The organism is Streptomyces sp. S6, from assembly GCF_054880855.1.
Genome location: NZ_JBTYMC010000336.1, coordinates 1 through 6,725, shown reverse-complemented (window position 1 = coordinate 6,725; position 6,725 = coordinate 1). Strand labels below are relative to the sequence as shown.

General features: G+C 71.4%; 6 protein-coding genes and 1 pseudogene. 4 read left to right on the top strand and 3 right to left on the bottom strand.

Going from position 1 to position 6,725, the window contains the following annotated elements:
* From ACVNF4_RS30285 to ACVNF4_RS30275, 3 genes are all read right to left on the bottom strand, one after another.
* Window positions 1-1,224 (bottom strand): NADH-quinone oxidoreductase subunit C (locus tag ACVNF4_RS30285; protein ID WP_461806074.1); only part of this gene is annotated, 1,224 nt, incomplete at its 3' end.
* On the bottom strand, window positions 1,221-1,838 hold the full coding sequence (locus ACVNF4_RS30280; RefSeq protein WP_461806075.1) for an NADH-quinone oxidoreductase subunit B: 618 nt from the start codon (window positions 1,836-1,838) through the stop codon (window positions 1,221-1,223). The genes ACVNF4_RS30285 and ACVNF4_RS30280, both read right to left, overlap by 4 nt.
* Window positions 1,839-1,972: 134 nt before the next feature.
* Window positions 1,973-2,380, bottom strand: coding sequence for an NADH-quinone oxidoreductase subunit A (locus tag ACVNF4_RS30275; protein WP_461806073.1), 408 nt, complete (start codon window positions 2,378-2,380; stop codon window positions 1,973-1,975).
* Window positions 2,381-2,549: 169 nt separating this feature from the next.
* On the opposite strand from ACVNF4_RS30275, the gene ACVNF4_RS30270 reads away from it, so the two are divergent.
* The 4 genes and pseudogenes from ACVNF4_RS30270 to ACVNF4_RS30255 all read left to right on the top strand — a co-directional run.
* Window positions 2,550-3,713, top strand: a complete 1,164-nt coding sequence (locus tag ACVNF4_RS30270) for a sensor histidine kinase (RefSeq protein WP_461806072.1) — start codon at window positions 2,550-2,552, stop codon at window positions 3,711-3,713.
* A 231-nt stretch (window positions 3,714-3,944) separates the two neighbouring features.
* Entirely contained in the window at window positions 3,945-5,282 is a 1,338-nt protein-coding gene (locus ACVNF4_RS30265; RefSeq protein ID WP_461806071.1) for a sensor histidine kinase, read from the top strand.
* A gap of 201 nt (window positions 5,283-5,483) precedes the next feature.
* The gene (locus ACVNF4_RS30260; RefSeq protein WP_461806070.1) at window positions 5,484-6,188 is read left to right on the top strand and encodes a response regulator; all 705 of its coding nucleotides are present in this window, start codon (window positions 5,484-5,486) and stop codon (window positions 6,186-6,188) included.
* A gap of 225 nt (window positions 6,189-6,413) precedes the next feature.
* Window positions 6,414-6,725: pseudogene (locus ACVNF4_RS30255) on the top strand (2-oxoacid:acceptor oxidoreductase subunit alpha); the annotation flags it as partial.

The window sequence follows — 6,725 nt, the reverse complement described above, 5'->3', positions numbered from 1 at the left end:
GGCCGGCTCCGGCGGCTTCGCCTCGGCGTCGGGTGCCTGCTCGTCGAAGGCGGGGCGGGCGTGGTGCCAGGGGGCGTCGGCGCTTCGGGGGGCCGTGGTGCCATGGGGCTCCGGGCCCGGAGATTGGGCACGCTGACTGGCCGATCCCTGGGACGCCGAGCGGTCACGTCGGGGCGGGCGGTCGCTCGGGACGGACGGGGGTCCGGCGGTGGGGGCCGTCTGACTCGCGGAACCCTGAGACGCCGAGCGCGTGCGGCGGGGCGGGCCGGCGCCGAGGGGGTTCTCCCCCGGAGACGGGACGGCGGGCCCCGCCTGACTCGCAGAACCCTGAGACGCCGAGCGGGTACGGCGAGGCGGGCCGGCGCCGAGGGGGTTCTCCCCCGGAGACGGGACGGCGGGCCCCGCCTGACTCGCAGAACCCTGAGACGCCGAGCGCGTGCGGCGAGGCGGGCCGGCGCCGAGGGGGTTCTCCCCCGGAGACGGGGCGGTGGGGCCCGTCTGACTCGCGGAACCCTGAGACGCCGAGCGGGTACGGCGGGGCGGGCGGTCGGGCGGGGCACCTGCACCAACGGCTCCAGCTCCGGCACTCGCGCCCGCACCGGCACCGGCACCGGCACCGGCACCGGCCGAGCGGAGCGGGCGTGGGGGTGGGGTGGGGAGTTGGCCCTTCAGGGGGCCCCACTCGTTGGGGTCGGGGACGCCCGGGGGGAGGGTCTGGCGGCGTTTGGGGGCTCCGTGGTCGGACTCGCCGGGTTCCTTGGCGCCGGGCCAGGGCTTGGCGGCGCGGGCCACCAGGACGAAGTCCTTGCGGAGGGGGTGGCCCTCGAAGGTGTCGGGGAGGAGGAGGTGGGTCAGCGAGGGGTGGCCGGTGAAGGTCACGCCGAACATTTCGTGCGTCTCGCGTTCGTGCCACGCCGCACCCGCGTAGACACCGACGGCCGTCGGCAGCTCGGCGGACGTGTGCGGGACCGTCGTCCGGAGCAGGAGGCGGCGGACGGGGGCGAGGGCGACGACGTGGGCGCAGATGCGGAAGCCGGTGCCGGGTTCGTCGACGGCGCTGAGCCAGTCGAAGTACGTGCAGGCCAGGGTTGTACGGGCGGTGTCCAGGGCGGTGAGCCAGGTGGACGGGGGGACGTCGACCGTGAGGACGTCGTACGACTCGTCGGCGACGGCGTCGTCCCCGAAGAGGTCCTGGACGGGGGCGGGGAGCCAGCCGGCGGTCATCGGGGGGTGCCCTTCGGCTCGGGGGCCGGGACCAGGCCGCTCTGGAGGGCGGCCGGGGAGGGGCGGCCGGCGTAGCGGTCGGCGAGGGACTCGCGGGCGATCTTCTCCTGGAGCTTCAGGATGCCCTGGAGGAGCGCCTCCGGGCGGGGCGGGCAGCCGGGGACGTACACGTCGACGGGGATGATCTGGTCGACGCCCTTGGTCACCGAGTAGGAGTCCCAGTACGGGCCGCCGCAGTTGGAGCAGGCGCCGAAGGAGATGACGTACTTCGGCTCGGGCATCTGCTCGTACAGCCGTTTCACCGCGGGCGCCATCTTGTCGGTGACCGTGCCGGAGACGACCATCAGGTCGGCCTGGCGGGGTCCGGGGGCGAACGGGATCACGCCGAGCCGGATGAAGTCGTGCCGGGCCATGGACGCGGCGATGAACTCGATCGCGCAGCAGGCGAGGCCGAAGTTGAAGACCCACAGGGAGTACCGGCGGCCCCAGTTGAGGACGACCTTCATCGGCTCCGGCGCCAGCCGCGCGAGCGCGCCGAGCCGTTTGGGCTCGGGGAGGTACACGGGTGACTCGGCGGGAGCGGGGGCGGGGGCGGTTTCCGCCGCCCCTGTCATACCCGTAGTACCTGCGCCGCTCGGCCTCATACCCGTAGTACCCGTACTACCCGCGCCGCCCGCCCCCACCGTCTCCGCCCCCACGCTCTCCGACCCCACCGTCTCCAACCCGCTCTCCCTCTCCCCCTCAGGTCTCACGCCCATTCCAGGACGCCCTTCTTGTACGCGTAGAGCAGCCCCACCGTGAGGAACCCCAGGAAGATGAACATCTCGACGAGGGTGGTCGCGCCGTACCCGGCGGCGGCGAAGACCGTCGCCCAGGGGAACAGGAAGACGGAGTCGACGGCGAAGATGACGTAGAGGAAGGCGTACACGTAGTACCGGACCTGGGTGTGGGCCCAGCCCTCGCCGACGGGGTCGACCCCGCACTCGTACGTCATGAGCTTCTCGGGCGTGGGTACTACGGGTCGCAGCAGGCGCCCCGCGCCGAACGCCACCGCCACGAAGAGCACGCCGACGACGGCGAGCAGTCCCACGGCCGAGTACGACTGGAAGTAGTCCGCCGCGAGCGCGGTCTCAGGGGCGCCGGTCGATTCCCGCACGTCCGTCCCTTCACTTCACTGGTTGCGTACCCCCGGGAGTCTAGGCCCTGATAAAGCGCCGGTAAGCGGCTCGTCACGGCCACTTCCGGTGAAGGTGGGGTTATCCCCAGCATCCCGGGGGCGGGGAACGTCATGGCGCAGCCGCCCGGCACACGGCAGGCTGAGCGGTATGACCGCGAAGTCCACGGCTCCAGACGAGCCGCTTCCCCCCGTGCGTCCCGCCTACGACGCGGTGACGTGGAAGGAGATCGTCCATCTCCTGCTCAACCTGCCGATCGCGCTGGTCGGTTTCGTCTACGCCGTGACGATGCTCGCGGTCGGCTCGGGGCTGGCCGTCACCGTCGTCGGCCTGCCGGTGATCGCCTTCGGGCTGATGGGCTCGCGGGCGATGGGCCGCTTCGAGCGGGCGCGGGCCCGGGTGTTGCTCGGGGTGCGGGTGGAGGAGCCGTCGAAGGTGCCGTGGCGCAAGGGGCACGGGTTCCTGCCGGTGCTGTGGACGGCGTTGAAGGACCCGGTGGCCTGGCGGACGGTGCTGTACGACGTGATCCGGCTGGCGTGGGGCATCCTCACGTTCACCGTCGTCCTCGTCTCGCTGTTCGTGGCGTGGCCCGTACTCCCTTATGTGGCACGGGGGTTCGCGAACGTGGACCGGGCGATGGTGCGGGCGCTGCTGTCGCCGTCGGACGAACTGGAGCGGCGGATCGCGGAGTTGGAGTCGGACCGGGGGGTCGTGGTGGACACGGCTGCGGCGGACCTGCGCCGGATCGAGCGGGATCTGCACGACGGCGCGCAGGCTCGCCTCGTCAACCTCGCGATGGGGCTCGGGCTGGCCAAGGAGAAGTTGCTGGAGGATCCGGACACGGCGGCGGAGATGGTCGCGGAGGCGCACGGCGAGGTGAAGCTCGCGCTCCAGGAGCTGCGTGACCTGGCCCGGGGCATCCACCCCGCGGTCCTCACCGACCGGGGACTCGACGCCGCGCTCTCCTCCGTCGCCTCCCGCTGCACGGTCCCGGTGAAGGTGACCGCCGACCTGCCCGCGAGACCGGCGCCGGCGATCGAGGGGATCGCCTACTTCACCGTCTCCGAGCTGCTCCAGAACATCAGCAAGCACAGCGGGGCGCGGACCGCGTCCGTCGACGTGTGGCGCTCCGACGAGCGGCTCCTCATCCAGGTCTCGGACGACGGAAACGGGGGCGCGAGCCTGGACAAGGGCACGGGGATGCGGGGCCTCGCGGACCGGCTCGGCGCCGTCGACGGTCTGTTCGTCGTGGACTCGCCGCCGGGCGGGGGGACGACGGTGACGGCGGAACTGCCCTGGCGGGACCGGGCGTAGCTCTCAAGTACGTCACTCTCAAGTGGGTAGCCCCCATGGCCGTACAGCCATGGGGGCTACGGGTATGACGGGGTATCCCCAGGGAATTCCCCGTACGACCGGCGGGGTAGGGATAACCCCCCACCCGAGACGCCTACGGACTCCATGGTTCCCGGAGGCCCCCTCCGCGAGGCTTGTCGTACAGCGGACAACAAACAACAAGTGCGACGACGAGCAGAACGGGACGGAGCCATGGCCATGCAGGGCGTGGGGTACGGGGAGTACGGGGAGACCGGGCGGCGGCATCGGGTCCCCACCGCGCTGCGGGCCCCCTTCGAGGGCCGCCACTTGCGGGAGTTCACGTACGTGCTGCTGAGCCTGCCGATCAGCATCGTGTTCTTCACGTACACGGTGGCGATGCTGTCGGTCGGCGCCGGCCTGCTCGTGACGTTCGTCGGCGTCCCCCTGCTGGCCGCCGCGCTGGCCGGCTGCCGGGGCTTCGGGGCGCTGGAGCGGGTCCGCGCGCGGGGCCTGCTCGGCATGGAGATCGGCGAGCCCGCAGCGCTGCGCCCGCGCAAGCGGAGCCTGATGGGCTGGGTGGGCGCGGTCCTGCGGGACGGCTCGTCGTGGCGGCACGCGCTGTACGGGCTGCTGCACCTGCCGTGGGCGGTGTTCTCGTTCTGCGTCTCGCTGACCCTCTGGGTGACCGGCTGGTCGATGCTGACGTACCCGCTGTGGTTCTGGGTGTTCCCGGCGTACGCCGGTCAGGACGGAATCCAGCTCTACGGCGACGGCACGCACCGGATCTACCTGGACAACCCTTTCGAGATCACCGTCACCGCGCTGGTCGGGCTGCTGTTCACGATGGCCACGCCGTGGATCGTGCGGGCGCTGACGATGGTCGACCGGCTGCTGGTGCACGGCCTGCTGAGCCCGTCGCGGCTGGCCTCCCGGGTGGTGGAGCTGGAGTCGGACCGGGGCGTCGTGGTGGACACGGCGGCGGCGGACCTGCGGCGCATCGAGCGGGACCTGCACGACGGCGCGCAGGCTCGCCTCGTCAACCTCGCGATGGGGCTCGGCCTGGCCAAGGAGAAGCTCCGCGAGGACCCTCAGGAAGCCGCGCGGATGGTGTCGGAGGCGCACGGCGAGGTGAAGACGGCGCTCCAGGAGCTGCGTGACCTGGCCCGGGGCATCCACCCCGCCGTCCTCACCGACCGGGGTCTCGACGCCGCGCTCTCCTCCGTCGCCTCCCGCTGCACGGTCCCGGTGAAGGTGGACGTGGATCTCGTGGAGCGGCCCGCGCCGGCCATCGAGGGGATCGCCTACTTCACGGTCTCCGAGCTGCTCCAGAACATCAGCAAGCACTCCCGGGCGACGATGGCGTCGGTGGACGTGTGGCGGGTGGAGGACCGGCTGATGCTCCAGGTCGTCGACAACGGCGTGGGCGGCGCGGACGCCTCCGGGGGGTCCGGGCTCGCGGGGCTCGCGGGGCGGCTGGACGCGGTGGACGGGATCCTGGTGGTGGACTCGCCGGCCGGGGGGCCGACGCGGGTGACGGCGGAGCTGCCGTGGCGGGCGGAGCGCGTCTGATCGTCGTACGCGCACGGATCGTCGTACGGATTCTGAGCGTCGTAGGGACGAAGTTTCGTGCAGGAACTGTCATAGGTGACCGTTTCTGTACGAAACGGCGTCCCTAGGGGCGTGATCGCGCCGTTTTCGGCCCTGATAGGGGGTGCGATCGGTCTCAGGGGCGATCCGTTCGGCTTCCGGGCCTGGGATGCTGGGTGCTCGATGCAGCCGTACAGCTACCGGGGGGCCGGACACGTGGAGGACAGGGTGCGAGTCGTCATCGCGGAGGACTCGGTTTTGCTGCGGGAGGGGCTGACCAGGCTGCTCACCGACCGGGGGCACGACGTGGTCGCCGGGGTGGGCGACGGGCAGGCGCTCGTCAAGACGATCACGGAGCTGGCCGCCGAGGGCGCGCTGCCGGACGTGGTCGTGGCGGACGTCCGGATGCCCCCGACGCACACGGATGAAGGGGTGCGGGCCGCCGTGCAGCTCCGCAAGAGCCATCCGGGGCTCGGGGTGCTGGTGCTGTCACAGTACGTGGAGGAGCGTTACGCCACCGAACTGCTTGCCGGTTCCAGCCGTGGTGTGGGGTATCTGCTGAAGGACCGGGTGGCCGAGGTCCGGGAGTTCGTGGACGCGGTGGTGCGGGTCGCGCAGGGGGGTACGGCGCTGGACCCCGAGGTCGTCGCGCAGCTCCTCGGGCGCAGCCGGAAGCAGGACGTGCTGGCCGGGCTGACCCCCCGTGAGCGTGAAGTCCTGGGCCTCATGGCCGAGGGGCGGACGAACTCGGCGGTCGCCAGACAGCTGGTGGTCAGCGACGGAGCCGTCGAGAAGCACGTCAGCAACATCTTCCTGAAGCTCGGGCTGTCGCCCAGTGACGGGGATCACCGGCGGGTTCTAGCAGTTCTGACCTACTTGAACTCGTAGCGGGGTAGCACTGTCCTGCTTCACACCGGCAACGGACGTGCAGGAACCGACGAGGAACGGAGCGCACGGTAGAGCAGGAGAAGCGGGGGCGCCCGGCGATGATTCCGCGCACGACGATCGGCCGAATGGCCGAGGGTGGGCGACCCTCACAGACGTAGGCTTGATCTGGGAGGGCCTGCGGGAAGGGCAGCTCCCGGACAGCCGCCTCGAAGGAGGTCCAGTTCAGTGACCAGTCAGGTCAGCAGCCCGGCGGAGCAGGCCGACGAAGCCGTCGTGGGAGAGCAGCGCAAACCGGGCGACAGGGCGAAGGACGTACGCCGTGTCGACCGGGTGATCATCAGGTTCGCGGGGGACTCGGGCGACGGTATGCAGCTCACGGGTGACAGGTTCACCTCGGAGACCGCGTCGTTCGGGAACGATCTGTCCACGCTGCCGAACTTCCCGGCCGAGATCCGCGCTCCTGCGGGGACGCTGCCCGGTGTCTCCTCGTTCCAGTTGCACTTCGCGGACCACGACATCCTGACTCCGGGTGATGCG